24 protein-coding genes are annotated in these 25196 nt (G+C 44.8%); 15 read left to right on the forward strand and 9 right to left on the reverse strand.

What is annotated here, in order from left to right; translation table 11 throughout:
• Positions 1 to 289: 289 nt before the first annotated feature.
• Positions 290 to 706 (forward strand): GreA/GreB family elongation factor, encoded by a 417-nt coding sequence (locus R7Q39_RS23165; RefSeq protein WP_017635594.1) that lies wholly within the window; start codon positions 290 to 292, stop codon positions 704 to 706.
• Positions 707 to 1239: 533 nt separating this feature from the next.
• On the forward strand, positions 1240 to 1677 hold the full coding sequence (locus R7Q39_RS23170) for an Hsp20 family protein (RefSeq protein WP_005378857.1): 438 nt from the start codon (positions 1240 to 1242) through the stop codon (positions 1675 to 1677).
• Positions 1678 to 1804: 127 nt separating this feature from the next.
• Here R7Q39_RS23170 and R7Q39_RS23175 read toward each other — a convergent pair whose 3' ends face one another.
• The 4 genes from R7Q39_RS23175 to glyQ form a co-directional block, all read right to left on the reverse strand.
• Positions 1805 to 3058, reverse strand: a complete 1254-nt coding sequence (locus R7Q39_RS23175) for a valine--pyruvate transaminase (protein WP_213986832.1) — start codon at positions 3056 to 3058, stop codon at positions 1805 to 1807.
• Between the two features lie 229 nt (positions 3059 to 3287).
• A complete protein-coding gene (locus R7Q39_RS23180) occupies positions 3288 to 5372 on the reverse strand; it encodes an alpha-amylase (RefSeq protein WP_318076912.1) in 2085 nt (694 codons plus the stop codon).
• A 217-nt stretch (positions 5373 to 5589) separates the two neighbouring features.
• Positions 5590 to 7656, reverse strand: coding sequence for a glycine--tRNA ligase subunit beta (glyS, locus tag R7Q39_RS23185; RefSeq protein ID WP_318076913.1), 2067 nt, complete (start codon positions 7654 to 7656; stop codon positions 5590 to 5592).
• A gap of 13 nt (positions 7657 to 7669) precedes the next feature.
• Positions 7670 to 8587, reverse strand: coding sequence for a glycine--tRNA ligase subunit alpha (gene glyQ, locus R7Q39_RS23190; RefSeq protein ID WP_005383818.1), 918 nt, complete (start codon positions 8585 to 8587; stop codon positions 7670 to 7672).
• 484 nt (positions 8588 to 9071) lie between these two features.
• Between glyQ and R7Q39_RS23195 the strand changes: the two genes are divergently transcribed.
• Together R7Q39_RS23195 and R7Q39_RS23200 are read left to right on the forward strand one after the other, a co-directional pair.
• Complete coding sequence (locus R7Q39_RS23195; RefSeq protein WP_005378877.1) at positions 9072 to 9626, forward strand: TMEM165/GDT1 family protein; 555 nt, start codon at positions 9072 to 9074, stop codon at positions 9624 to 9626.
• Positions 9627 to 9786: 160 nt separating this feature from the next.
• Positions 9787 to 10047: a hypothetical protein gene (locus R7Q39_RS23200; protein ID WP_005378878.1), complete on the forward strand. Its 261-nt coding sequence runs from the start codon at positions 9787 to 9789 to the stop codon at positions 10045 to 10047.
• A 44-nt stretch (positions 10048 to 10091) separates the two neighbouring features.
• Here R7Q39_RS23200 and tusA read toward each other — a convergent pair whose 3' ends face one another.
• Positions 10092 to 10340 (reverse strand): sulfurtransferase TusA, encoded by a 249-nt coding sequence (tusA, locus tag R7Q39_RS23205; protein WP_005378879.1) that lies wholly within the window; start codon positions 10338 to 10340, stop codon positions 10092 to 10094.
• A 133-nt stretch (positions 10341 to 10473) separates the two neighbouring features.
• On the opposite strand from tusA, the gene R7Q39_RS23210 reads away from it, so the two are divergent.
• From R7Q39_RS23210 to R7Q39_RS23235, 6 genes are all read left to right on the forward strand, one after another.
• The gene (locus R7Q39_RS23210) at positions 10474 to 10656 is read left to right on the forward strand and encodes a hypothetical protein (protein ID WP_005378880.1); all 183 of its coding nucleotides are present in this window, start codon (positions 10474 to 10476) and stop codon (positions 10654 to 10656) included.
• A 180-nt stretch (positions 10657 to 10836) separates the two neighbouring features.
• A complete protein-coding gene (locus R7Q39_RS23215; protein ID WP_318076914.1) occupies positions 10837 to 12585 on the forward strand; it encodes a hypothetical protein in 1749 nt (582 codons plus the stop codon).
• 200 nt (positions 12586 to 12785) lie between these two features.
• Complete coding sequence (locus R7Q39_RS23220) at positions 12786 to 12983, forward strand: hypothetical protein (protein ID WP_318076915.1); 198 nt, start codon at positions 12786 to 12788, stop codon at positions 12981 to 12983.
• A gap of 1 nt (position 12984) precedes the next feature.
• The gene (locus tag R7Q39_RS23225; RefSeq protein ID WP_318076916.1) at positions 12985 to 13437 is read left to right on the forward strand and encodes a hypothetical protein; all 453 of its coding nucleotides are present in this window, start codon (positions 12985 to 12987) and stop codon (positions 13435 to 13437) included.
• 357 nt (positions 13438 to 13794) lie between these two features.
• Complete coding sequence (locus R7Q39_RS23230; protein WP_318076917.1) at positions 13795 to 14559, forward strand: inovirus-type Gp2 protein; 765 nt, start codon at positions 13795 to 13797, stop codon at positions 14557 to 14559.
• Positions 14513 to 15028 carry a hypothetical protein gene (locus R7Q39_RS23235; RefSeq protein ID WP_318076918.1) on the forward strand — a complete coding sequence of 172 codons (516 nt, stop codon included), beginning with the start codon at positions 14513 to 14515 and terminating at the stop codon, positions 15026 to 15028. Before R7Q39_RS23230 ends, R7Q39_RS23235 begins: the two co-directional genes overlap by 47 nt.
• A gap of 2 nt (positions 15029 to 15030) precedes the next feature.
• Here the strand turns inward: R7Q39_RS23235 and R7Q39_RS23240 are convergent, their stop codons facing one another.
• Positions 15031 to 15504, reverse strand: a complete 474-nt coding sequence (locus R7Q39_RS23240) for a hypothetical protein (RefSeq protein WP_318076919.1) — start codon at positions 15502 to 15504, stop codon at positions 15031 to 15033.
• A gap of 301 nt (positions 15505 to 15805) precedes the next feature.
• Between R7Q39_RS23240 and R7Q39_RS23245 the strand changes: the two genes are divergently transcribed.
• Together R7Q39_RS23245 and R7Q39_RS23250 are read left to right on the forward strand one after the other, a co-directional pair.
• Positions 15806 to 16372, forward strand: coding sequence for a recombinase family protein (locus tag R7Q39_RS23245; RefSeq protein ID WP_318076920.1), 567 nt, complete (start codon positions 15806 to 15808; stop codon positions 16370 to 16372).
• Positions 16373 to 16637: 265 nt separating this feature from the next.
• On the forward strand, positions 16638 to 17582 hold the full coding sequence (locus tag R7Q39_RS23250) for a LysR family transcriptional regulator (RefSeq protein WP_017821924.1): 945 nt from the start codon (positions 16638 to 16640) through the stop codon (positions 17580 to 17582).
• Between the two features lie 52 nt (positions 17583 to 17634).
• Here the strand turns inward: R7Q39_RS23250 and R7Q39_RS23255 are convergent, their stop codons facing one another.
• The 3 genes from R7Q39_RS23255 to fadB all read right to left on the reverse strand — a co-directional run bounded on the left by R7Q39_RS23255 (position 17635) and on the right by fadB (position 22227).
• Complete coding sequence (locus tag R7Q39_RS23255; protein WP_158159519.1) at positions 17635 to 18615, reverse strand: MDR family oxidoreductase; 981 nt, start codon at positions 18613 to 18615, stop codon at positions 17635 to 17637.
• A gap of 250 nt (positions 18616 to 18865) precedes the next feature.
• Complete coding sequence (gene fadA / locus R7Q39_RS23260) at positions 18866 to 20041, reverse strand: acetyl-CoA C-acyltransferase FadA (RefSeq protein ID WP_213901761.1); 1176 nt, start codon at positions 20039 to 20041, stop codon at positions 18866 to 18868.
• 14 nt (positions 20042 to 20055) lie between these two features.
• Complete coding sequence (gene fadB / locus R7Q39_RS23265; protein WP_258483914.1) at positions 20056 to 22227, reverse strand: fatty acid oxidation complex subunit alpha FadB; 2172 nt, start codon at positions 22225 to 22227, stop codon at positions 20056 to 20058.
• 261 nt (positions 22228 to 22488) lie between these two features.
• Here fadB and R7Q39_RS23270 point away from each other — a divergent pair, with 261 nt between their 5' ends.
• From R7Q39_RS23270 to hemG, 3 genes are read left to right on the forward strand one after another with little or no spacing between them, the layout of a single operon-like run.
• Positions 22489 to 23112, forward strand: coding sequence for a YigZ family protein (locus R7Q39_RS23270; protein ID WP_005378891.1), 624 nt, complete (start codon positions 22489 to 22491; stop codon positions 23110 to 23112).
• Positions 23113 to 23158: 46 nt separating this feature from the next.
• Positions 23159 to 24616: a TrkH family potassium uptake protein gene (locus R7Q39_RS23275; protein ID WP_005378893.1), complete on the forward strand. Its 1458-nt coding sequence runs from the start codon at positions 23159 to 23161 to the stop codon at positions 24614 to 24616.
• Between the two features lie 9 nt (positions 24617 to 24625).
• On the forward strand, positions 24626 to 25153 hold the full coding sequence (hemG, locus tag R7Q39_RS23280; RefSeq protein WP_054577148.1) for a menaquinone-dependent protoporphyrinogen IX dehydrogenase: 528 nt from the start codon (positions 24626 to 24628) through the stop codon (positions 25151 to 25153).
• Positions 25154 to 25196: the final 43 nt, after the last annotated feature.

Here is a 25196-nt window from a genome sequence, read left to right on the forward strand (position 1 = left end):
ACCACCAGCTAAAATCGCCACTTTCTGCTAAAGCGGATGTTTTTCTGGTACTAACTGCCAACAACCCGATCAAGCCTGCCATTTTATATCTGTTTTCTTTTTTTCTCGCCATTTTGTTCGCTTGAGCGCTTTTGCTTTCTTTTTTCTGCTCGCTATAGTGCTGAAGAGCTGATGAATAAGGAGACTAAGAAAATGGTGATGACTTTCCTGAACTAAGCCGGAAGTGATGCACTTCCGGTTCAATGCACTGAATTTATTTGTAAGACAAGGCATTAAGAAGGAAATAATCATGTTTGAACGCTGGTTCTCAGCGTACTGCTTGGCGCTGCGAACTTGGTGGTTAACCAGTCGCTTTTTAACCTATCAATCACCACTAAGGTTGTTATCGCTATTTGAAATCTGCGAGCAACAAGCCCATTGCCGTAACCGAGCTCGTATTGCGGTTGGGGACACGGTTCGCTTAGTGGATGTTGAACGCGCCTATCAATATCGCATGACATTGGTCAGCTCGCGTAAGGGGCAACCCATGACAGGTATGCTCGCGGTCGATTCTTATTTGGGGTCTCGACTGTTAGGTCGAGCTAAAAATGATGCGCTCGAAGTGGAAATTTTTAATCAGCGACGCTGCTTTGTGATTACTGAAATTGTTCATCAATCGCAGCCACCAGCTCAGAAAATGCTGTGTGGTTGTCTGTTGTGCCAATAAATAGAGGTGAAGTCATGAGTAAGAAAGAAAAGAAACAACCGCAGTTGAGTCTAAAAGAAAAGCGCAAACTAAAGCAGGAAAAGGCGGCAGAAAAGGGCGTTGTAAAAGCGCGTAAATCCTCCCGCAAGTAAAGTGTAGATTGAGCCCTCCAGAACGGCGGGCTTTTTATCACTGATCGCGAAGTGATGAGGAACTAAGCTGTTCAAGGGGATAGTGGATGCTTTAAAAATTTTTTATTTTTTCCCTTGAAAGTCATTTTTGACGACCTTATATCTAGTTGTGAAGAGGGTGACTGGCTTGCTAGAGACTAGAAGACCAGCCCTCTGAAATCGCTAAAACGAGATCGCTCAGAAGAGGATATGGCGTTTTAGCACACAACTTAAACCTTTAGATTCAATATCATGTCTCCGAGCCAAACCAAGGCCAGTGGAATGATAAGAATCTCTTAGTTCGGCGTTGGTTTTTGCATAAACACGCCAGTAGGATGAAACTCATCTGAACTAAGACTATTGCTTAATTAAGAGGATAGATTTATGCGTAATGTAGATTTCTCACCACTATACCGTAATGCAATTGGCTTTGATCGTCTGCTAAACCTGATGGAAGCGAATACAGCGAAAAATACTTCTGGCGGTTACCCTCCATACAACATTGAGCAAAAAGACGAGCACAACTACCGTATTACTATGGCCGTTGCTGGCTTTGCTGAAGAACAGCTCGATCTGACTCAAAACGAAAACATGTTGATTGTGAAGGGCGAACGTAAAGCAGAAGAAGGCAAAAACTACGTTTACCAAGGTATTGCAGAACGTGATTTTGAACGTAAATTCCAGCTAGCGGATTACGTAAAAGTCGTGGGTGCATCAATGGAAAACGGTCTGCTTCATATCGATTTAGTTCGTGAAATCCCTGAAGCCATGCAACCACGTAAGATTGCTATCGGTGGCAACAACCTGATTGAGAACAACTAATCAGTTAACCACCCGGTTATAGAATGAGAAAGAGCGCCATATGGGCGCTCTTTTTAGTTTGGGGGTTTTCAAATCCGCTATTTCAAAGCCGTAATTTCAAAGAGAAGAACGGCTGAGTTCAATCCGTCTATTTACCTTCGCGGTAAGCCTTTTCCACTTCTTCAGCGATAATCGCAATGCCTTTTTGCATCATCTCATCATCTTGAACGTAGTTCATACGCAGGCATTGGTGCGCGTGATCCCACTCGTCTTGCTGACCAATAAAGAAATATTCACCAGGGACAATCAATACGCCACGCGCTTTCAAGCGTTGGTACAGTTCCATTGTTGTGATTGGCAGTTCATCAAACCATAACCACAAGAAGATAGCGCCTTCTGGCTTGTGGATGCGGAAGCGCTCATCGGTAATCGCTTCTTGGAGTAGTTCAACTGCACGTTGTGACTTCTGTTTGTAGAACGGCTTAATGACCTCTGAGCTTAGTTTAAGCAGATCGCCTTTGCCAATGATGTGGTTTGCCAGCGCTGGACCAACACTGCCCGGCGCTAGGCTGATGATGCCGTTCATATTGGTTAATGCTTGCGTGATTTCTTCACTCGCAATCACAATGCCACAACGCACGCCCGGTAAACCAAGCTTAGATAGGCTCATGCATAGGATGGTGTTTTCATTCCAGAACGGTTCGACATCTTCAAAGATGATGTTCGGGAAAGGTAGACCGTAGGCGTTATCGATGATCAGTGGGATGTTGTTCTCACGTGCTAGCTTGTCCAGCTTACGTACTTCTTCATCTGTTAGTACATTACCCGTTGGGTTAGTTGGGCGAGACGCGCAGATTGCCGCAACAGAGTCGTCGACGGCGAGTTGCTCAAAATCGACGTGGTATTTAAACAGGCCGTTATCTAACAGCTCGATTTCTGGGTGGTAAGAGATAAAGATATCTTCATCAATGCCAGCATCACCATAACCGATGTATTCAGGCGCGATAGGCAGTAGCACTTTCTTGTGCGAACCGTCTGGCTGTTTACCTGCCAACAAGTTGAACAAGTAGAAAAAGCCACTTTGGCTACCGTTAGTTAGGCTGATGTTTTTTTCGGAAATATCCCAGCCGTAAGTTTCACGGAATAACTGAGCTAGCGCTTTGACGAACGCGTCTTTACCCTGCGGGCCATCGTAGTTGGCGAGGGCGGCGACGAGCTCCCCACTGGCGAGCATTTCCTCACTGGCTTGGTGAAAGTAATCGAGCATGGCAGGAATGGCGGCAGGATTACCTCCACCGAGCATGATGGCACCTGGTGTGCGCAGACCATCATTCAAATCGTCCATTAACTGCGTAATACCTGAATACTGATTAAATTTTTCACCAAACTTTGAGAACTGCATGCTGACTTATACCTAATTCATTGTGATTGCTTTGTGTATGTTTATGCCGATGTTTTATCGGCTTATCGAGTAATCCTTGACCTTACCTCAATGTGTAATTAACGCAAAGTGTGAATTAAGCCGAGAAAGAAAAAAGTGCGTCATCAGACCAGAGGAACGAGACAAAAGGGCAAAAAGAACAATAAAAAAGGGAAGCTTATGCTTCCCTTGCTGGTGGAGAGAGTGTGATTTACTCACCGGTGTAAACAATCAGCACCTTGTCGTCTTGGTATTGGCGTTCGAACGCGTAGTAACCTTCTTGGTTGCGAGTGATGTGCTTACCTTGAGCTACCGCTGGGTGGCGTTTACGGAATTCGCCCAACTTTTGCCAATGTTGCAGTAGATCTTCTCGCTCGCCATGAATCTTATCCCATGGCATATCTGAGCGTGTGCCTTGGTGGGTGTCTGAACCAGTAATGCCAAAATCACGAGCTATCTCATCACCGTAATAGATCTGTACTGCACCGGGAGCCAGCATCAGTGCATTCGCGGCACGAGCTTGGTCATCAAAACTGCGGCTGCGAGCCGACCAAAACAGCTGTGTATCGTGTGAAGACAGATAGCTCAACACATTGAACTCAGGATCGGTATTGATGCGCTCTGCATAGCGGCGGTAATCATTATCAAGTTGAGCGAAACACTTCAGGGCTTTTGGTGCTACGTCAGATTGGAACTCGAAGTTGATGATGGAATCGAAGCCGTTATCGAAATACGGGCTCTTCACTACGCTGTGTGCCCACACTTCACCTGTCATCCAGAAAGGTAGGTCATCCAAGGCTTTGTCCGGGTTGTTTTGCTTCCACTGAGCAAGCGCCTGAGTGGTGCTGGTTTTCAACTCTGACCACGCTTCCATTTCTACGTGTTTAGCGGTGTCGACACGGAAGCCATCAATGCCATAGTCGCGCACCCAATCGGATAACCACGTAATGAGATGCTCACGCGGGGTTTGCAGCTCATCTTGCGCATTGGTGTCTTTATTGCGGAAGAAGTTTGGTAGTCCGGTTTTTTGAGTTGATTCGGTTTTGAGATCCGGTAGGTAGTTCAAAGACATGGTGATGTCGTTGTAGCCCGGAGCATCGTAGTCACCAATGTCGGTGCGGATCCAATCTTTGCCCCACCATTTATCCCACGCTTCGCTATCACCGTATTTGATGTAATCGTTGAAGCTGTGCCAGCTTTGTCCTGATTTTGGCTGCCAGTCGGTCCATTTTTCACCGAGGACTTCTTTGGCTTCTTGGTCATCAAGGTAAAGCTGACCAAAGCCGAATTCCTGCATGTCTGCTAATGTTGCGTAGCCAGTGTGGTTCATGACTACATCCCAAATCACGCGGATGCCTTTCTTGTGGGCGGTATCGACGAAGGTTCTGAGTTCATCTTCGGTGCCCATGTTGGCATCAAGCTTGGTCCAATCTTGGTGGTAGTAGCCGTGGTAGCCGTAGTGCTTAAAGTCGCCTTTATCGCCGCCGCCAACCCAGCCGTGGATTTGTTCCAGTGGTGAAGTTATCCAGATAGCATTGACACCAAGTGATTCGATGTAATCGAGTTTTTTCGTTAGACCCGCTAAGTCACCACCGTGGAAGGTACCAATCTCATATTTTCCGTCTTTGCTGCGACCGTAGCTGTTGTCGTTGTCTGGGTTGCCATTGTAGAAGCGGTCGGTCATGACGAAGTACACCGTCGCATTGTCCCAACTGAACGGTTTGTCGGCTTGCTGTTCAACTTCTTCTAGCAGCAATAGACCTTGGCTCATAGGACCCGGTTGCATGGTGACGCTGCCATTGGCGACAGTGGTTTCTTGTCCGGTTAAGGCATCACGAACGACAGTGCCATCATTAAAGGTTTGGGCAACGTTGATGGTTTTTGGCGTGTCAGTTGCGACAGGGCAAGAGTAGGTGATGTCCTGACTCTGTTTTGGTTTGATTTTTACCGTCAGCTCATTGGTGGTTGGATTGAGCGTAAATTGATAGGTATTGGCTTTGAAGATGCGCAGCGGCATTTGTGCGTCAGTGGCGCAGTTATCCATTTTTAATGGACGATTGAATTTGATGCGATCTTCTTCTGCTAGGGCAAAGCTACTGCCACAGCTTTGCTTACTGTCGGCAATGGTAAAGGTGTAGCTGCCTTTTTCGAGTTTTTGCTCAGCGACAAGTAAGCCTTGTGAGTTTTCCTCAAAAACAACAGTGTCATCACCAACGTTTAATACGATGGCATTTTCTGGTATCTGGCTGCAGGCGCTCAGTAGACCGATAGAGAGTGCGAGAATTGTTTTTTTCATTGTGTCCTTCCCCCGAATAAACAGTCCAGTTATAGCAAAACTGTGCCTCTACAATCCGAGCTCTACACCAACAAGTTAAACGCGTCTCACCCTACAAATTTTAGTCTTGTTCACAAAATGAATAATAAGCGTCACCTTCATCGGTTTGAAGGCAACAAAAAAGGGAAGCATCAGCTTCCCTTTTAGTTATTTCTTAATCACTTCGAAGAGTAATGAATTACTTTTGAAGCAAAGAAATGTCTGCGATCTGTAGGAACAGGTTACGCAGGTTGTTCAGTAGTGTCAGACGGTTCTTCTTAAGTGCTTCGTCGTCTGCCATTACCATTACGTTATCAAAGAACGCATCAACTGGTTCACGTAGGTCAGCTAGCTTGCTTAGGGCTTCTTGGTAGTTACCTGTAGCAAATGCTGGCTCTAGCGCTTCAGTCATTACTTCAACGCTTTCTGCTAGTGCTTTCTCTGCGTCTTTTTGTAGAAGTGCTAGGTCGATGTCTGCTGCTAGTTCGCCGTCGAATTTCGCTAGGATATTACCTACACGTTTGTTCGCTGCTGCTAGAGACTCTGCTGCTTCTAGTTCACGGAAGTGAGAAACCGCTTTAACTCGTTGGTCGAAGTCTGCTGGTTTCGTCGGACGACGAGCTAGAACCGCTTGAATGATGTCTACGCTGAAGCCTTCGTCTTGGTACCAAGCACGGAAACGACCAAGCATGAACTCGATAACGTCTTGCTCAACATTGTCGTTGGTTAGGCGGTCGCCAAACAGTGACTTCGCTTTCGCTACTAGGTCAACAAGATCTAGGTTGTAGCCGTATTCAACGATGATACGTAGTACACCTAGAGATGCGCGGCGAAGTGCGAATGGGTCGCTGCCTTTAGGCGCTTGACCAATACCGAAGATACCTACGATAGTGTCTAGCTTGTCTGCCATTGCAACTGCAGTTGAAACGCCGTTAGATGGTAGTTCATCACCTGCGAAACGAGGCATGTATTGCTCGTTCAGTGCGACTGCAACTTCTTCTGCTTCACCGTCGTGGCGAGCATAGTGCATACCCATAACACCTTGAGTATCCGTGAATTCGAATACCATTGAGGTCATTAGGTCACATTTTGCTAGTAGACCAGCACGCTTTGATTTCTCAACGTCAGCACCGATTTGCTCAGCAATGTAGCCAGCAAGTTCTGTGATGCGGTCTGTTTTGTCTTTGATCGTAGCCAGTTGCTTTTGGAAGATCGCTTGCTCTAGTTCAGGTAGACGGTCGATAAGCGGACGCTTACGGTCTGTGTTGAAGAAGAACTCTGCGTCAGCAAGACGAGGGCGAACTACTTTCTCGTTACCTTCGATTACGTAACGAGGCTCTTTTGATTCGATGTTCGATACGAAGATGAAGTTAGGTAGTAGCTTCTTGTTTTCGTCGTAAACAGGGAAGTATTTTTGGTCACCTTTCATGGTGTATACCAACGCTTCAGAAGGCACTTTTAGGAACTCTTCTTCAAACTTCGCTGTTAGTACCACTGGCCATTCAACCAGAGACGTTACTTCTTCTACTAGGTCATCTTCTAGGTCAGCGATACCGCCAACCGCTGCTGCCGCTTTTTGTGCGTCAGCTAGGATGATTGCTTTACGCGCTTCGTAATCTGCCATTACTTTACCGCGCTCTTCTAGAATCGCAGGGTATTGCTCAGCAGAATCGATAGTGAACTCTTGCTCACCCATGAAGCGGTGACCACGGATAGTGCGGTCTGAAGCGACACCAAGGATCTCGCCTTCGATTAGGTCGCTGCCCATTAGCATGGTTAGCGTCTTAACTGGACGGATGAACTGAGTTGTTTTGTTACCCCAGCGCATTGGTTTTGCGATAGGTAGGTTTGCTAGTGCTTTCGCTGCAAGTTCAACGACGATTTCAGACGTTGGCTGACCTTTCACTTCTTGTTTGAACAGTAGCCATTCACCTTTGTCTGTAACCATGCGCTCTGCTTGGTCAACCGTGATGCCACAACCGCGTGCCCAGCCTTGAGCCGCTTTTGTTGGGTTGCCTTCTGCGTCAAATGCTGCAGAAACCGCAGGACCACGCTTTTCAACAACTTTGTCAGACTGGCTGTCTGCTAGTGCTGCTACTTTTAGAGCAAGACGACGAGGTGCCGCGAACCATTTCACGCCCTCGTGAGCAAGCTCAGCGCCTTTTAGTTCTGCTTCGAAGTTTGCTGCGAATGCTTCAGCTAGTGTGCGAAGTTGCGTTGGTGGTAGCTCTTCTGTACCTAGCTCGATTAGAAATTCTTTTGCCATGTTACTCTACCCCTTACGCTTGTTCTTTCTTACACATTGGGAAGCCAAGAGCTTCACGCGATGCGTAGTATGCTTCTGCAACTGCTTTAGTCAGGTTGCGGATGCGTAGGATGTAACGTTGGCGTTCAGTTACTGAGATCGCTTTACGTGCGTCTAGTAGGTTGAATGCGTGACCGGCTTTTAGGATGCGCTCGTAAGCAGGTAGTGGCAGTGGCTTTTCAAGCTCAAGTAGCTCTTTACACTCTTTTTCACACTGTTCGAAGAAGCCAAATAGGAATTCAACGTCTGCGTGCTCGAAGTTGTAAGTTGATTGCTCTACTTCGTTTTGGTGGAAGATGTCACCGTAAGTCACTTTGCTGCCGTCTGGTGCGATGTTCCAAACTAGGTCGTAAACAGAGTCTACTTCTTGGATGTACATTGCTAGACGTTCGATACCGTAAGTGATCTCACCAGTTACTGGCTTACACTCAAGACCACCAACTTGCTGGAAGTAAGTAAACTGAGTCACTTCCATGCCGTTTAGCCAAACTTCCCAGCCCAGACCCCATGCGCCTAGTGTTGGGTTTTCCCAGTTGTCTTCTACGAAACGGATGTCGTGTACAAGAGGGTCAATACCAAGAACTTCAAGGGAGCCAAGGTACAACTCTTGAATATTGTCAGGCGATGGTTTTAGCGCTACTTGGAATTGGTAGTAGTGCTGAAGACGGTTAGGGTTTTCACCGTAACGGCCATCAGTAGGACGACGTGAAGGTTGTACGTAAGCTGTCGACATTGGCTCTGGGCCAAGCGCTCGTAGACAGGTCATTGGGTGAGAGGTACCCGCACCCACTTCCATATCTAGCGGTTGAACAATGGTACAACCATTTTGAGCCCAATAATCCTGCAGCGCGAGGATCATTCCCTGGAAGGTTTTGATATCGTATTTTTGCATAAGTCAGGTTCGCGCGATTCTCTTGTTACTCGTTAATTCGTCATCTATGCCGAGTTTTTCAACTCTAACAACGGCGATAAAGAGTAATTACGGTTGAATAAATTAACAATCTAGTATAACCAGATATTGAGCATGGGAGTAGAGCTAATCTTGATTAATTCGTGGGCGATTTTCTCCTTTAATGAATTTTTACCGCGTTATCTGCTGTATTTTTCCTAAAAGGGAGTTTTTGCCTGCTTTGGCTCTTGAGAAGCGCAACAAAGGTGGCTAGAATTGCGCCTGTCTTTGGGGAGTAGCTTACCTGATGAAGTTTCTGTTTCATCTGGTTCGTCCGTCAACATAATTGGTGCAAAATCACCATGGCGTTCGAGACTTGAAGCCTTTCAAGTTTAGCAAGACCTTAGACAAATCATCACGAACCGGGGTAGGGGCGTGAGGTTTGTCTTCGGTTAAAAATAATAATCCCTGCCCCAATGAGCATGTCGTGAGCGTTTTAGCTATTTCAATTACTACTGTAGCGTTAGCAGAAATTGGCGATAAGACCCAATTGCTATCTCTATTACTTGCAAGTCGTTACCGAAAACCAATCCCAATTATTGCAGCAATCTTTTTGGCAACTATTGCCAACCACGCTTTGGCTGCATGGTTAGGTGTGGTTGTCGCAGACTATCTATCACCTGAGATTTTAAAGTGGGTGCTGGTGGTCAGTTTTGTCGCGATGGCGGCTTGGGTTCTGATCCCGGACAAACTGGATGATGACGAGCAGATTTCTAATCGAGGCCCATTTATTGCCAGCTTTATCGCGTTCTTCGTTGCGGAGATAGGCGATAAAACTCAGATCGCCACTTCCATCTTAGGGGCGCAATACGCGGATGCGTTAAGTTTGGTGATTATCGGTACCACAATCGGTATGCTGCTGGCGAATGTACCTGTGGTCCTGATTGGTAAATTGTCGGCCGACAAGATGCCTTTAGGGCTGATCCGTAAAATCACCGCATTTTTGTTTATTGCTCTGGCAATAGGGGCTGCACTGTTCTGATTTTTTGCACGTGAAATGATGTGAGTTATCAATCATTAGTGGCGTGCTGCGCGAGTTCAAACTCTGACTCAAAATCGTTCCGTTGCGTGACGGATGACATATAAGTGTCATACTTGTCATGGTAGTTTAATGGTGTGAATGATAGCGAGAGGGCAAGTTTATGCTTACACGTTACATGGGGATGTCCCCGAAGAGTCAGAGTTATTTATTCACTTTTGGTTTAGCGCTGTGTTTACTAGCGATGGTGCTAACTGATATGTGGTTACCGATTGTAGCAGGATCGTTCGTTCTTACTGGATTGACAGTAGAAGCGTGGATTCGTGTCGCTCACATCATTCCTATGCATGAAGAGATGCGGGCAATGAAGAAACAACTTAACAAGCTCCAATCAGAAGTTCGCACACTCGAATACGACGAATAAACAAACGGCAGCCAATATAGGCTGCCGTTTTTAGTTCGACCAGATTATTCCAATCCTTTCTTGATCAGGTACTGATACGGAACTTGCTCCGTTTGTGCCGCAACTAATTGATGGTCCATAAAGCGGCAGAAACTCGGAATGTCTCGAGTTGTGGATGGATCGTCTGCTTTGACCAGCAAAATCTCACCATCTTGCATGTTGCGAATTGTCTTCCTGACCATCATCACTGGCTCTGGGCAGCGCAGTCCTTCCGCCTCTAATGTCTTGTTTGCCAGTTCAGGATTAAAGCTCATAGTGTGATTCTCGTAACTAACTGAGCGTTGAATTTTACTTTCGTTGAAAAAATATTCAATAACCACTTGGCAAACCGAATTTTTTGTTTTACCTTGAATTAACAATTTGGTAACAACTGGCAAGGGAGAGGCAATGTTAACAGCGTTAGACAGACTTACGATTTACTCAGTGCTGTGTTTTATCTCGTTTTGTGCATTGGTACTCAGGACGCCAGCTGACACCTCTTTGACGCCTCTAGTAGGCATGGTTGCCACTATTATTGGGATTTGGATCGAGATGCGCAGATGGTCTGGCGCATCTGAGCAAGAAAATTAGCGCTTCTTGCTTGGATCAGAATGCTTTTAATAACGCTCACCTATTTTTATTTTACCGACACTTCATTCCGATACTATCCCCATTTTTCTTGGGCTTCCCCGCTGAAAGGCGGGATTTTTTTTGTCTGAAATCAGATTGTTAGTTCTACATGTGTGACGTGTAACACAATAGGCGTCACACATGACAGCAATTAAACATACGATCAAGCGCGGTGAAATGTTTCATTTCAATCACAGGATTGGAGACATTGTTTACAGAAAGAGCTTAAAAACAGACTCTCCATCTACGTCTCGGCAATATGTATCTGATATCTTATCGTTTATCGAACGAAGTAAAGTATTAGGAGTGTCGGTGGAAAAGGAAGATATTGACCAGTTTATTGAGATGCTTATTTCTAACAAAGTGAATGAAGTTGTTAGGTTAGGCAAGGCAATCACTGAGCCTATGAGTGCAACAGCGAAGTCTTATTTCGACATCTGGTTTCATCAAACAAAAGCTGCAAGAGATTACAACCTGATGGTTGAAGAAAGTAGCGGTAATGCGCCGATTGATGTTGATATATCAACTCATCTACGTGATTCTCCTTCATATAATCAGTGGCTAACAGCAAGAATGGAGTCGGCTGCGAATCATAGCCCTCTTGTACAAGATTTATCTCAATGGGATGAAGACGAGGGATGGAGTATCAATGAAGACCATCAATTCTATTGGGATTTCAGAGATTACACTTCTCATGCAAGTGAGTGGGAAAGTCATCTAGACAGTGAAGTAACTACACACGCAAAGAATCTCGCTAACGCATACAGTAAAGGTCATTCTGTACGTGCTCGTATGGAGCTAGGGGAACTCAAGACTAAGTTTGCCCCATTGCTATCTACCACTCCTCCCTCAGTTCATCAGGTGGCAGAACCCAATCCAGAACCTGAGTCTAAAGCACCGTTATTTGAGGATATGTTCGAAGATGTGAAGCAATATATTATTCAAGTACGCAAGCTAAAACCCAAAACAGCCGAAAACAAAGTCGCAGCTTTTAAAGACTTTGTTCCGGCTTTCCAAGGGTTACAAATAGACAGGATTACTTTCGAAGACCTAGAACAGATGTGGAATACGTTTGTTGGATTACCCAAATTAGACAAATTCTCTATAACAAAATACGGCATTGAGGGAGATAGCAAAGAAGAAAAACGGTTATCTCGATGGGAATTAGTTGCTAGTGGCGATATTGATGTAGATGAAGAAGATATGCTAAAGGCGAGTGCGCTTGGTGATAAAGTCGCATTTCTAAAAGATATCTTTATTACGGCAATGCGCAAAGGTTATATCACGACAAACCCGTTAGACATGGCTAACTTAGTAATACCAGAATATCGTAAAACGACACGAGCACCATTATCAAAGACAATCGTTGCAGCTATTGAAACACATGCTTTAGGCGTCCGTGATAGTTATTCTATGGCAATTTTAATGATGGTATATCATGGCATGCGCCCCAGTGAGGTTACTTCATTAACCAAGTCTCAAGTGGTGACAGATGAAGATACTAACGTTGTGTATTTTAATATTCTTTCCGGCAAGACAGCTAACGCTATTCGAAAAGTTCCAGTTCACCGTAAGTTACTGAAAGCGGGGTTCAGGGACTATGTGGATTCATGTTCTAATGAATTGTTTAAGTTCACTCGCCAGCATCTAACAAACTACTTCAATGTTAAGTTGCGTCCTATGTTCGATATCCCATCGAAGAATAGCGCTGGTGAGTTACAAAGCCTATATAGCCTGCGACATAACGTCATATCTCAGCTTGGTCATTTAAGTACGGAGTTGAAATATAGATTAGTTGGTCATGGTACTAAGACCGTAACTACTAACTACACATCTATTGAATTGGTAGAAGCACAGAGGATAATCAACAAAATACAATATCACCCCTAGCACAAATAAACTGACAGGTCAATATGAATTGCTTGCAAAATTTATTGGTTAATGTTAATATGGCTCTATGGATTGGTTAATTGACTAGCCGATCTTAACAATTCGCACTCTTTTAGAGTTGCGATACGGTTTGAACGCACTATCCCATAGTAAATGGCGATCGGTGTGTTTTTCTTTTTTCTGAAATATAAGGAAATCTTATGCACTACACACAAGAAGCAGCAATGGTCTACTGCACTCAAAATCGACGCTTGCAACCAGTATTGGCAGTAATCCAAGCTCTTATTGAGGGTAAGACCGCAGAACAAATCATCCGCGAACAAGTAGCCCCAAGCCTATCAATCCGCACAATCCAATATTACGCCAGCAAATACCAACCAACACAGGAGAGTCACTAATATGAATCAAGAAATTATCAACGAATTAAACGAGCGCTGCCCAATTGAGTTTGACCAAGAGCGACTAGATACACTCGAAGCATCAGCCAAGATGCTACATGAACGTGAAGGGAAATACGTAAAAGAGTTTTATTCTTCTATCTATCATTTTCTCAACGATGTACCGGAAAAGCTTAAACAGAAATACGTGATAGTATCCGACAAATACAGATTGGCTGGTGCTGGCATCAGCATTGTTTATGAGTTACCACAAGCAAAAGCTAAGCAGAAGTTAGCCGAATCATTAGACAAGGTGCGAGTGGATTACCAATCAGATATTGAAGCTAAACAACAGCGATGGATTGAAGACCAGATTCAAACCCTACTGGACGAAGAAAAAGCACAAGCACTTGCTGAAGCAGAAGAAAAAGAGCGTGAGTTCAAACGTAAGCTACTAGATGCAATGAGAAAGTAGTCTTAAAAGTGCCTATAACGCGCTCAGGCAAGCTTTTACATCAAAACCGACCATACCTACACAATAAAAACCGAAACCTTCCAGAGTTGCTCTCCTGCAACTTAAATGTGACTACAATATGATTTCTATAGTTTTAATTTGCATATGTGTAAATTTTAGTTTGTTGTCATTCCCGTAGTTGAACAAAGTCAAGTGAGAATAGTAACCCTACTTAGGGCCTTTTTGCATAAGCCTTGAATAGATATTCAATATTCTTTTGGGTGAAATGTAGATACCGACTCCCAGCCCTTGCTCTGTAAGGGTTTCGACTATTGGTGGGTTGTGTGGTAAGTGTAATAGTGAATGGAATGAACGATTATGAGTAAAGAATACATACCAATTAAAGATAAGGGTTATCTCTTTCGAAGTGCGTATCGTGTTAATAAAAGTTACAGCTACGATTATGATCATCTGACCTCGTTAGTTAAGTGGTGGGAGTACCTTAACCACCGAGTATACAGGTACACCTTCCTAATCCTAACGCTGAACTATTCGGATAATGCCCAACATCAGCCTGATAACATCACTAAGCTCCTTAAAGAATTAAGACGTAGTTTGAAAGTTAAGGACAATAAAGTTCCTTTGCACACCGTTTGGAAATTAGAGCACCGTCCTATTGGCGACAGCAGCAAAGAAGCTGTGGGGTTTCATTACCATGTTGTCTTTGCTTTTAATCGTGATATCACTCAGTCAACAACAGTCTTAGCCGAGCTAATCAAGAAGCATTGGAAACACGGCAAAGTGCATATTAGCAATACAGTACATACCCCAAAAGAACTTGAGCGTGACTGGAAAAACCGACCGCTAAAACATCCAATCAAGAATACTCAGCCAGAGCATTTTGCAGCTTTGTTTCATCATCTCAGCTATTTAGCTAAGGCAGACCCTAAACAGGTTCTACCAAGTGAATACACTGGTGACAGTTTCAAAACCTCCCAGATGTTGAAGTCACGACTCGATGCTCATCCATCAATCAAGAAACACAAAAACACAATTGCGATTGATGTCACCTCCATATCTCCAGAAGAAGATGAACATGAAAACATTCTTTCAAATGACGAATGGGGAGAGTTCCCCTTCTAATGGCTTGTACGATTCTGAGCAAGAATATCTATTTCACCAGCGTCACCCAAACTTACTCTACAACTCCACCAGCAAGCCTTTTGATTTGACATTCAAGGATAGCAACGGAGACAGTTTTCTTGCTGTTGGTGACTTCTACGATATGAGTACAGGCTGGTGGATTGAGCTGAAGTCTTGTGCCTTGAACAAGTACAGTACCAAGCGTGACAGCTTAATATCTCTTAATCTCGCTCTGCAACATGCCAAAACAGCTAAAACCAAAGCATTAGCTCAACTCAATCATGGTTGGAATCATTCCACGGATAAACAAACCATTGTTCAAGCCAGTTTGAAGTCAAAAGGTATCAACCACGTTGTAATTTTTACCGATAACACCAAACTGACTTTTCGAAGTAATGGCGACATCAACCACATGAAAAAGAAGAACTTGTTTTGGTTATATGAGAATCAATACTTTAGTTTTTGCTAATGCTATCGAAGGCTAACTTTGAACTCATAAGAGCCGGAAAACTTATCTAGTTTCATTGTTTCTCTATAGTTCACCTTGACGGATTTCGGTAAGTTCTCAGACTTTTTTGTGAAGAAATTACAATCGACAATATAGCTAGGTAGGTCGGCATTAAAGTCGGTGCCCGGAAGGTAGCTAATCTCGTATTCTTGTTTAAATTCTACATCTTCTACATTCAGTATCACCTTAGACATACCATTGATGAAGTCACGTCCTCGTGTACAAATTGGCCTGAGAGCTGCACCTATAGATTCATCTTGTTTAAATGCGTCTTGTGATTCTCTCACTTGTTGAATAAGCGATTGGTATTCTTCTTTGTTTTTCGTTGAATCAAATACTTGTTTGATCTCAAAAGAATAACTTTTAGGTGGCTCCTTAGCAATGCTACCGAATGAACAAAGAACTAAAGGTATTAAGTACCACGGTTTGTAAGACATACTAGAACCTTAATCTATCGACAAAGGTTTAATATACATCAATTTGCTTAACAGCCCCCGCTTGCCATATCACATTCTCCAATAATTTTTCTAAGTAATGATTTAACGCTAAAAACCCAGTGCGACTCTAGCCTTGTGTTCACATGTATACCCTAAAAAATGCAAATTAAATGAATACAAAAGCAACGTAATTACTAGCATAAATACACTTCAATCTGCAAAATATCTAGGGTTTAGACTTGTGAATACAAAAGAATTACACTACTATGCAACTAGATTAATTCAGTAAGGGAGAGTGACAATGACTAAGTATCATTACATCCGAGTGAGTACCGCAGAGCAGCACACTGAACGTCAGGAAGTGAAAACACCAGAAGGTTATGTGCAAATCATCGATAAAGTGTCTGGACGTTCTACAAAGCGCCCAGAGCTTACAAACATGTTAGTTAATCTGTCTGTAGGTGATGAGGTGTTAGTCGATGATATAAGCCGTCTAGCGCGCTCCTTGAAGGATTTAAACGAGTTACTCCATCAAATCACTAGTAAAGGCGTAACAGTTACCTTTGCAAAAGAAAACCTTACTTTTACAGGTGATAAGTCAAACCCTACAAATGAACTTTTGCTAAACCTTATCGGCGCTGTGTACCAGTTTGAGGTCGATATCAAGAAAGAGAGACAGCGTGAAGGTATTGAGATTGCTAAAGCAAAAGGTGTTTACAAAGGTCGTTCAACAGCGATAAGACAGAAAGCTGAGGTGATTGCATTGCTTAACGATGGTGTACCACAAAGAAAGATTGCAGAACAGATAGGTATAAGTTTGTCGTCAGTTCAACGCATAGTGAAGAAGCACAAAGAGGAAGCAGCCTAGGATATTTCAAACAAAGGCTTTATAACTAGCACGTTGTATTTGCGCTACTAAACGAAGCACGCAAGATATTTACCTTAATATCTCCACCAAGAAGCACCACCAGCAATGGGTTGGAAGCTTTATAATTTGTACACAATGTCGTATTGTTATGTAACACATATCTATAAACCCACACGTCCCACGGAAACTATCCGCTGAAAGGCGGGATTTTTTTTGCCTAAAGAGTACAATTTACCCAAACACATACAAAATAAGTGGCTAATTTGTGGAACTGGAAGACATCTATCGCCGAGATTTAAATTTACTGGTTGCGTTGCGAGTACTGATAGAAGAAAACAGTGTCAGTAAGGCGGCAACACGTCTGAACTTGAGTCAATCGGCAATGAGTCGTGTGCTTGGTCGTCTACGCGACTTATTGGGAGACCCGCTGTTTACTCGTCAGGGACAGCATTTGATCCCAACTCAGAAAGCGTTAGAGATCGATCGCTCATTGGGCGAACCATTAGAGTCTTTACGTCAGTTGTTATCTCCGGTTGAGTTTGACCCATTGCAATGCGTACAGACTTTCAACATCGTGACCACCGACTATGCCATGCAAACGATCTTACCGTTCGCTTTGCCGAGAATTTACCAAGAAGCGCCAAACGTGTCTTTCAACTTCTTACCACTGCAACACGACCGTTTATCAGATCAGCTCACTTATGAAGGTGCAGACTTAGCGATTTGTCGCCCGACAGGCCCGGTGGAGCCTCTACGCAGTGAAGTGTTGGGGCGAGTGGGGGTGCTGTGTATGCTTTCAAAACAGCATCCATTAGCGAATAAAGAAATGAGCTTGGATGATTATCTGAGTCATCCACATGCCATGATCGCCATCAGTGATGGTGTTAAGGCACTGATCGAACAAGCTTTGATGGAGAAACCTAAGCGTAAAATGGTCCTGCGGGCGTACCATTTAGAAGCCGCATTGGCGATCATGGATACCTTGCCAATTATCATCACAGTGCCAGCGGATTTGGCGTATCTGGTTGCCGAGCGTTATGACTTGGTGGTGAAACCGTTACCATTCCAATTCACGCCGTTTGAATACTCGATGATTTGGCATGCGCGTTGCGAGCATTCTCCCGCTCAAGAATGGTTAAGAACGATTGTGCGTGAAGAGTGTAGTCGTCTGATAGCTAAACGTATCGAAGATATGGGACTGAACTGCTAACAAAAAAGAGCCAGCAATGCCGGCTCTTCGTCTGTTTACACTGAGTCAGTGTTTATAGCTTGATAACCACACGACCCGTTACTTGACCGTTGGTGATGTCTTCTGCATATTTCGGTGCTTCAGCAAGAGCAACTTCAGTACACGCTTGCTCGAAGTAGCTGTCTGGTAGTAGCTCTACCAGCTTTTCCCATGCAGCGATACGTTTCTCTGTTGGGCACATTACTGAGTCCACACCTTGTAGGCGAACATTACGTAGGATGAACGGCATCACTGTGGTTGGTAGATCAAAACCACCTGCAAGACCACAAGCTGCAACTGCACTGTTGTAATCCATTTGCGCCAATACTTTTGCTAGTACTTTGCTGCCTACAGTATCAACCGCACCTGCCCATACTTGTTTTTCAAGCGGACGTGCTGGTTCTTCAAATTCAGTACGGTCGATGATGCGGCTAGCACCTAGTTTTTCAAGTAGCGGGCCATTTTTCTCTACACGACCTGTCACTGCAGCAACTTTGTAGCCAAGCTGTGCTAGAAGCGTTACTGCGACTGAGCCTACACCGCCACTTGCGCCAGTTACTAGGATTTCGCCATTTTCAGGTTTGATGCCTGCATCAAGCAGTGCTTGAACACACAGCATACCAGTGAAGCCAGCAGTACCAACCATCATTGCTTTCTTGCTGTCTAGACCTTTTGGTAGTGGTACTAGCCAATCCGCTTTTAGACGAGCACGCTGAGACATACCACCCCAGTGGTTTTCACCCACGCCCCAGCCAGTAAGGACAACTTTGTCACCAGCTTGGTAGCGGCCGTCTTCTGAGCTTACTACCGTACCTGCTAGGTCAATACCTGGCACCATCGGGAAGTTACGGATGATTTTACCTTTACCTGTGATCGCAAGGCCGTCTTTGTAGTTTAACGATGAGTAATCAACGTCAACCAGAACGTCGCCTTCAGGCAGTTGTGTTTCATCGATTTGCTCGATGTTAGCGATAGTACGTTTGTCTTCTTGATTTAGAACTAGAGCATTAAACATAAGGTTCTCCGATTGTGCGGTAGCATGACTCTGGGTCACATGCAGCAAGATATCAACTGGTCTAAGTGTATGTCTTCTTTGTCTATGAATAAAATGAAACTTGAGCATTTAATGTATGCTCTTCATGCATGTTTGATGTAAAACAAAGGGCGACATCAATTGTCGCCCTTAAGTGTAATACTAAAAATTTTAGTACTAGTTCATTTGCTTATGATTGTTGGCTCGATCACTACAACAACGTCTTGAACTGTTATGGTCGTTCAAATACTGTCGCAATGCCCTGACCCAAACCGATACACATGGTGGCCAGACCGTATTTCGCGTCTTTGGCTTCCATTAGGTTGATCAACGTTGTTGAGATACGTGAACCAGAACAGCCTAGTGGATGACCCAATGCTATCGCACCACCGTTAAGGTTGACCTTCTCATCCATAACATCAAGCAGGCCTAAGTCTTTAGCACACGGCAGAGACTGCGCGGCAAATGCTTCGTTTAGCTCAACCACACCCATGTCTTCAATTGAAAGACCGGCACGCTTGAGCGCTTTTTTCGTCGCAGGTACAGGACCGTAACCCATAATAGAAGGATCGCAGCCCGCAATGGCCATGCCTTTAATACGTGCACGAATCTTCAAGCCAAGCTCATTGGCTTTCTCTTCACTCATGATCAACATCGCTGATGCACCATCAGACAGAGCCGATGATGTACCGGCTGTTACTGTACCGTTTGCAGGGTCGAACACTGGGCGAAGTTGAGATAGACCTTCAACGGATGTTTCAGGGCGAATCACTTCGTCGTAATCCAGAGTGAACAGTGTGCCGTCTGCTGCGTGGCCTTCAATTGGTAGAATTTCGTTTTTAAAACGACCCTCTACGGTTGCTGCGTGCGCACGAGCGTGAGAGCGAGCGGCAAACTCGTCTTGTTGCTCACGGCTAATACCATGTAATTTACCAAGCATTTCAGCCGTTAAGCCCATCATACCCGCAGCTTTTGCTACGTTCTTTGACATACTTGGGTGAAAGTCTACACCGTGGTTCATTGGCACATGCCCCATGTGCTCAACACCACCAATTAGGCAGATTTCAGCATCGCCAGTCATGATGGCACGTGTACCGTCGTGAAGCGCTTGCATTGATGAGCCACACAAGCGGTTCACCGTCACGGCGCCAATTTCAATCGGCAGACCAGCAAGCAGCGCCGCATTACGTGCAACGTTAAAGCCTTGCTCTAGTGTTTGCTGTACACAGCCCCAGTAGATGTCTTCAATCTCGCTTGGGTTCACTTGTGGGTTACGCGCAAGAATGCCTTTCATTAGGCGCGCAGATAGATCTTCTGCTCGTGTATGACGGAAAGCACCACCTTTAGAGCGACCCATTGGAGTACGTAGACAATCGACTACGACAACATTTCTTGTTTGATTAGTCATTTTAGAATCCCTCCTTAGATAGAACCTTGCTGTTGTGCACCGTAAAAGCTTTCACCTTTCGCCGCCATATCAATCAGCATTTGCGGTACTTGGTACATCGCACCTAGCTCGGCGTGTTGTTTTGCCATTTCAACGTATTCAGCAATACCCACGCTGTCTAGATAGCGGAATACGCCACCGCGGAATGGAGGGAAACCAAGACCATAAACCAATGCCATATCTGCTTCCTGCGGAGTCGCGATGATGCCTTCTTGTAGGCACAGCACCACTTCGTTGATCATTGGAATCATCATACGTTGAATGATGGTCTGATCGTCAAAGTCCTGCTTATCGGCACAAACGTCAGCAAGTACTGGTAAGATCGATTCGGAGAAGGTTTTCTTCGGCTTACCTTTTTTATCTATGGTGTAGCTGTAGAAGCCATTACCATTTTTCTGACCATATTTGTCTGCTTCGAACAGTGCATCAATCGCATCACGACCTTGTTTACCCATACGCTCAGGGAAACCCTCTGCCATCACAGCTTGTGCGTGGTGCGCGGTATCAATGCCGACTACGTCAAGCAAGTACGCCGGTCCCATCGGCCAGCCAAACTTACGCTCCATGACTTTGTCGATTTTCGTAAAGTCAGCACCATCACGAAGTAGCATGCTGAAGCCGCCAAAGTATGGGAACAATACGCGGTTAACGAAGAACCCTGGGCAGTCATTAACGACAATTGGTGATTTGCCCATTTTCGCAGCATACGCCACAACACGATTGATGGTTTCATCAGAGGTGTGCTCACCACGGATGATCTCAACAAGAGGCATACGATGCACTGGGTTGAAGAAGTGCATACCACAGAAGTTTTCTGGGCGTTTTAGTGATTTTGCCAATAGGTTGATAGGAATCGTCGAGGTGTTTGAGGTGATAACGGTGTCGTCACCGACATGGGACTCAACTTCACTCAAAACTGCTGCTTTTACTTTCGGGTTTTCAACGACAGCTTCAACAATCACATCAGAGTTTTCAATACCTGCGTAATGTAAGCTCGGTGTGATTGACGCTAAAATACCCGCCATCTTAAAGCCATCAATGCGACTGCGAGATAAGCGTTTATTCAGCAGCTTAGATGCTTCAGTCATGCCTAGGTCGAGCGACGCTTGTGCGATGTCTTTCATCAAGACTGGCACACCTTTTAGCGCTGATTGGTAAGCAATGCCGCCACCCATGATACCTGCACCTAATACGGCTGCACGTTGCGTGTCTTTACTTGCTGACTTCGCTGCTTTTTTCGCAATGCCTTTGATGTATTGATCATTAAGGAATAGGCCAACGAGTGATTTTGCTTCTTCCGTTTTAGCCAATTTCACGAAGTGCTTACGTTCAATGTCTAACGCTTCATTACGTGCAAAGCGAGCACCTTCTTCAATCGTGATAACGGCTGTCATTGGGGCAGGGTAGTGAGGACCTGCTTTTTGTGCCACCAGACCCTTCGCCATGGTGAAGCTCATCATTGATTCAAGCTTACTCAGCGTTAGCGGAGATGTTTTCTGTGCTCGGCGTGCTTGCCAGTCAAGTTTCTCATTAATTGCAGAGTTAAGAGTTTGTAGTGCTGATTCGTATAAAGCATCAGTCTCTACAACAGCATCGAGTAAGCCAATTTTCAATGCTTCATCAGCTCGGCATGCTTTACCTTGGGTGATGATTTCCATTGCGCTGTCTGCGCCAATAACGCGAGGTAAGCGTACACAACCACCAAAGCCCGGCATGATTCCCAGTTTCGTTTCTGGTAGGCCGATGCTGGTGGTTTTGTCACCAATACGCATGTCTGTTGCTAGCACACATTCACAACCGCCACCAAGAGCGTGGCCTTTGATCACTGAGATGGTCGGAACGGGTAAGTCTTCTAATTTGTTAAAGATGCTATTAGCAAATTGCAGCCATTGGTCGAGCTCGGCATCCGTTTTAGCAAACAGACCTAAAAACTCGGTAATGTCTGCGCCTACAATGAATGCGTCTTTATCTGAAGTGAGCAACAACCCCTTGAGGCCTTGATGGGCAATGAGCGCATCAATAGCTTTATCTAGCGATTCTAATGTCGCTAGGTCGAGTTTGTTGACGGATTTTGGAGAGCAGAAGCTTAGCTCTGCAATACCATCTTGTATTTCCTTTACCTGTAGGGTTTCGGCTTGGTAAATCATTGTCTATCTCCATGACATACAATCGTGGATTGTCTGTATACCTATTTCAACGACGCCGTGTACCTCGGCAAATAGGTATCGAGGAAGTCGTTTTATTTTTGTTCTGGTTTGACCAGTAAGGTTAGTTTGGATCGTGGATTGTTTAATTTCAATACATTTTTTAAACAAGTGTTTAACATTGTGCGCTGTGGCAGATCTTATGCGACGGGTAAATCACACTCGTGATAGACTTCAGGCAAATAGACATGAATCCATAATCCTATGAATGACAAGCCTTATCTGATTCCAGCAGAGCCCGCTCAATTTGAAGAAGAAATTAAAAAGAGCGTCTTCATTACTTATTTGGCACACACGCCAAGTATCGAAGCTGCAAAAGCATTTGTTGATCAAATCAAAGCTAAACACGCTGATGCTAGACATAACTGTTGGGGCTTTGTTGCTGGTCGACCAGAAGATTCGATGAAGTGGGGCTTTAGTGATGATGGAGAACCTTCAGGGACGGCAGGCAAACCAATCCTGGCGCAGCTGTCTGGATCTGGGGTGGGGGAGATCACGGCTGTGGTCACGCGATACTCTGGTGGAATCAAGTTAGGTACAGGCGGCTTGGTTAAAGCGTATGGGGGTGGGGTTCAACAAGCGCTCAAGCTGCTTCAAACTATTGAGAAAAAAATAACCACAAAGCTCAGACTAACGTTAGACTATGGGTTTATGCCTATCGCACAATCAATCATGCCGCAATTTGGTGCGATAGAAGTCGAGGCTGAATACAGCGATCAGGTCGTATTAGTGGTGGAAATTGAGCTTCGAGAAGTGAGCGCGTTTACCCAAGCAATCATCAATAAAAGCGGGGCAAAGGCAATTGTCACTCCGCTAGACGGACAATAATGAAAAACAGGAAGCAACAGGGACAGCTTCGCTAGTCAATTTATCCATGCAATTTCGTTCAATTATTCGAATCGTCGGGCTACTGCTCGCACTCTTTAGTGTCACTATGCTTGCGCCAGCACTCGTTGCGCTGATCTATCGAGATGGTGCTGGTGTGCCTTTTGTCACGACATTTTTTGTTCTGCTGTTTTGTGGGGCCGTTTGTTGGTACCCAAACCGCAGGTATAAGCACGAGCTTAAAGCTCGAGATGGCTTTCTTATTGTCGTCTTATTCTGGACAGTACTTGGCAGTGCAGGCTCGATCCCCTTTCTCATTGCTGACAATCCGAACGTCTCAGTGACAGATGCGTTTTTTGAATCGTTTTCTGCTCTCACGACGACCGGGGCGACCGTTATTGTTGGTTTGGATGAGTTACCTAAAGCGATTCTATTCTATCGACAGTTACTGCAGTGGTTCGGCGGTATGGGAATCATCGTATTAGCGGTGGCGATTTTGCCAGTACTTGGCATCGGTGGTATGCAGCTTTACCGCGCCGAGATCCCAGGTCCAGTCAAGGACACTAAAGTGACGCCGCGCATAGCAGAAACTGCTAAGGCGCTTTGGTACATCTATCTGAGCCTGACTATCGCCTGTGCTTCGGCTTTTTGGTTAGCTGGTATGACGCCATTTGACGCCATCAGTCACAGCTTTTCAACCATTGCCATTGGTGGCTTCTCTACCCACGATGCCAGCATCGGATACTTTGATAGTTACGCGATTAATCTTATTACCGTGGTTTTTCTGCTTATATCTGCATGTAACTACACACTGCACTTTGCTGCATTTGCATCAGGTGGCGTACATCCCAAGTATTACTGGAAAGATCCTGAGTTTCGTGCCTTCTTGTTCATTCAAGTGCTGCTATTTATCATTTGCTTTCTATTATTACTGAAACATCACTCTTACACATCGACATACGATGCTTTCGATCAGGCTCTGTTCCAAACCGTATCAATATCCACAACAGCGGGCTTTACGACAACAGGTTTTGCGGATTGGCCGCTCTTCTTACCTGTGCTGTTATTGTTCTCTTCCTTTATAGGTGGTTGTGCTGGTTCAACAGGCGGCGGCATGAAAGTGATCCGTATCCTGCTTCTTACCTTACAAGGTGCGCGTGAACTAAAACGTTTAGTCCATCCACGCGCGGTTTACACCATCAAAGTAGGTGGCAGTGCCCTACCGCAACGTGTTGTCGATGCGGTTTGGGGTTTCTTCTCCGCATACGCATTGGTATTTGTGGTTTGTATGTTGGGGTTGATTGCAACAGGAATGGATGAGCTCAGTGCGTTCTCGGCGGTGGCTGCGACTCTGAACAACCTCGGTCCTGGCTTGGGAGAAGTAGCGCTGCACTTTGGTGATGTTAACGACAAAGCAAAATGGGTATTGATAGTTTCTATGCTGTTTGGTCGTTTGGAAATCTTTACCTTACTTATTCTACTTACGCCGACGTTTTGGCGTAGCTAAGGGGAAATCGTGGCAAAAGCATTATTTCTATACTCTTCCCGCGAAGGGCAGACTAAAAAAATTCTCCACTATATAGATGAACAACTTCCAGACTTCGATTGTGAGCTGGTGGATTTACATAATGTCGAGACGATTGACTTCAGCCAATACGACAGAGTATTGATAGGCGCCTCTATTCGCTATGGCCATCTTAATAAAAAGCTATACCAGTTTATTGAGCGAAACCTCAATCAATTGGAGCAAAATAAAGTGGCATTTTTCTGCGTAAACCTAACCGCTCGTAAAGAGGACCAAGGAAAGGATACACCTGAAGGTAGTGCCTACATTCACAAGTTCCTAATTAAGTCGCCTTGGAAACCAACGCTAATAGGTGTTTTTGCTGGTGCACTTTATTACCCACGTTACAGCTGGTTCGACAGAACTATGATTAGGTTCATTATGTCGATGACGGGTGGCGAAACTGATACGACCAAAGAGGTGGAGTACACCAATTGGGAAAAAGTGGCTCTTTTCGCAGATAAATTCAGAGAACTGTAGAAATAACGTGCTCTTTTGACCGCTTTTGATGCAAATTTATCCG

It is taken from the genome of Vibrio sp. 947, assembly GCF_033339115.1.
GTDB lineage: Bacteria > Pseudomonadota > Gammaproteobacteria > Enterobacterales > Vibrionaceae > Vibrio > Vibrio alginolyticus.

What these genes read in the sequence shown, in the direction of transcription:
- fadB (WP_258483914.1), bottom strand. Translation starts at nt 22,227, where the DNA reads ATGATTTACCAAGCCGAAACCCTACAGGTAAAGGAAATACAAGATGGT.
- R7Q39_RS23240 (WP_318076919.1), bottom strand. Translation starts at nt 15,504, where the DNA reads ATGTCTTACAAACCGTGGTACTTAATACCTTTAGTTCTTTGTTCATTC.
- R7Q39_RS23180 (WP_318076912.1), bottom strand. Translation starts at nt 5,372, where the DNA reads ATGAAAAAAACAATTCTCGCACTCTCTATCGGTCTACTGAGCGCCTGC.
- R7Q39_RS23175 (WP_213986832.1), bottom strand. Translation starts at nt 3,058, where the DNA reads ATGCAGTTCTCAAAGTTTGGTGAAAAATTTAATCAGTATTCAGGTATT.
- glyS (WP_318076913.1), bottom strand. Translation starts at nt 7,656, where the DNA reads ATGGCAAAAGAATTTCTAATCGAGCTAGGTACAGAAGAGCTACCACCA.
- R7Q39_RS23275 (WP_005378893.1), top strand. Translation starts at nt 23,159, where the DNA reads ATGCAATTTCGTTCAATTATTCGAATCGTCGGGCTACTGCTCGCACTC.
- R7Q39_RS23210 (WP_005378880.1), top strand. Translation starts at nt 10,474, where the DNA reads ATGTTAACAGCGTTAGACAGACTTACGATTTACTCAGTGCTGTGTTTT.
- R7Q39_RS23220 (WP_318076915.1), top strand. Translation starts at nt 12,786, where the DNA reads ATGCACTACACACAAGAAGCAGCAATGGTCTACTGCACTCAAAATCGA.
- R7Q39_RS23215 (WP_318076914.1), top strand. Translation starts at nt 10,837, where the DNA reads ATGACAGCAATTAAACATACGATCAAGCGCGGTGAAATGTTTCATTTC.
- R7Q39_RS23165 (WP_017635594.1), top strand. Translation starts at nt 290, where the DNA reads ATGTTTGAACGCTGGTTCTCAGCGTACTGCTTGGCGCTGCGAACTTGG.
- R7Q39_RS23255 (WP_158159519.1), bottom strand. Translation starts at nt 18,615, where the DNA reads ATGTTTAATGCTCTAGTTCTAAATCAAGAAGACAAACGTACTATCGCT.
- R7Q39_RS23230 (WP_318076917.1), top strand. Translation starts at nt 13,795, where the DNA reads ATGAGTAAAGAATACATACCAATTAAAGATAAGGGTTATCTCTTTCGA.
- tusA (WP_005378879.1), bottom strand. Translation starts at nt 10,340, where the DNA reads ATGAGCTTTAATCCTGAACTGGCAAACAAGACATTAGAGGCGGAAGGA.
- R7Q39_RS23225 (WP_318076916.1), top strand. Translation starts at nt 12,985, where the DNA reads ATGAATCAAGAAATTATCAACGAATTAAACGAGCGCTGCCCAATTGAG.
- glyQ (WP_005383818.1), bottom strand. Translation starts at nt 8,587, where the DNA reads ATGCAAAAATACGATATCAAAACCTTCCAGGGAATGATCCTCGCGCTG.
- R7Q39_RS23200 (WP_005378878.1), top strand. Translation starts at nt 9,787, where the DNA reads ATGCTTACACGTTACATGGGGATGTCCCCGAAGAGTCAGAGTTATTTA.
- R7Q39_RS23270 (WP_005378891.1), top strand. Translation starts at nt 22,489, where the DNA reads ATGAATGACAAGCCTTATCTGATTCCAGCAGAGCCCGCTCAATTTGAA.
- R7Q39_RS23170 (WP_005378857.1), top strand. Translation starts at nt 1,240, where the DNA reads ATGCGTAATGTAGATTTCTCACCACTATACCGTAATGCAATTGGCTTT.
- R7Q39_RS23235 (WP_318076918.1), top strand. Translation starts at nt 14,513, where the DNA reads ATGAAAACATTCTTTCAAATGACGAATGGGGAGAGTTCCCCTTCTAAT.
- fadA (WP_213901761.1), bottom strand. Translation starts at nt 20,041, where the DNA reads ATGACTAATCAAACAAGAAATGTTGTCGTAGTCGATTGTCTACGTACT.
- R7Q39_RS23245 (WP_318076920.1), top strand. Translation starts at nt 15,806, where the DNA reads ATGACTAAGTATCATTACATCCGAGTGAGTACCGCAGAGCAGCACACT.